1 pseudogene is annotated in these 1,005 nt (G+C 48.7%); it reads left to right on the top strand.

Annotated elements, in window-relative coordinates:
* Window positions 1-1,005 (top strand): annotated as a pseudogene (locus tag R7O12_RS27185) (thiamine pyrophosphate-dependent enzyme); the annotation flags it as partial.

Genomic DNA, 1,005 nt, shown 5'->3' with positions numbered 1-1,005 from the left:
TGGTTTGTTACCGTCGTCATGGTCACAACGAAGCGGATGAACCGAACGCGACTCAGCCGTTGATGTACCAAAAAATCAAAAAGCACCCAACTCCTCGTAAACTGTACGCCGATGTTCTGATTGATAAGAATGAGTCGGATATTGAAACTGCAACGCAGTTGGTGAACGAGTATCGTGATGCACTTGACCGCGGTGAAGTCGTGGTGAAAGAGTGGCGTCCGATGGCATTGCATTCTGTAGACTGGTCTCCTTACTTAGGACACGAGTGGGATATGCAATGTGAATCGACCTACGATAAGCAACGCCTTGTCGATCGAGGTAATCGTTGATGTCAGTACCCGGAAAGCCACAAGCTGCAAAGCCGAGTAAACAAGCTGTACAACGATCGCTTAGCAATGATGACAGGTGAGAAGGCTATTGACTGGGGTATGGCTGAAACATTGGCTTACGCGACATTGGTAGACGATGGTAAGCGTATCCGTATTTCTGGTCAGGACTCAGGTCGTGGTACTTTCTTCCATCGTCACTCAGTTCTTCACAACCAATCAGATGCAAGCACTTACATCCCGCTAGCGAATATCCATGACAAGCAGGGGCCTTTCCAAGTTTTTGACTCTGTGTTGTCGGAAGAAGCTGTTCTTGCATTTGAGTACGGTTATGCAACAGCTGAACCTGGCGGTTTGACCATTTGGGAAGCGCAGTTTGGTGACTTCGCTAACGGCGCACAAGTGGTTATTGACCAATTCATTTCGTCTGGTGAGCAAAAGTGGGGACGTTTGTGCGGCCTGACGATGCTTCTGCCTCATGGTTACGAAGGCCAAGGTCCGGAGCACTCATCTGCTCGTCTAGAGCGTTACCTTCAATTGTGTGCTGAGCAAAACATGCAGGTCGTTGTACCATCAACGCCAGCTCAGGTGTACCACATGATTCGTCGTCAAGTAGTACGCCCAATGCGTCGACCATTGATTGTAATGTCTCCTAAATCATTGCTTCGTCACCCTCTTT

The sequence above is a fragment of the Vibrio sp. Vb1574 genome (genome assembly GCF_033338675.1).
Note: the sequence above shows the minus strand (reverse complement) of the source record. Positions and strands in the feature narration are given on the sequence as shown.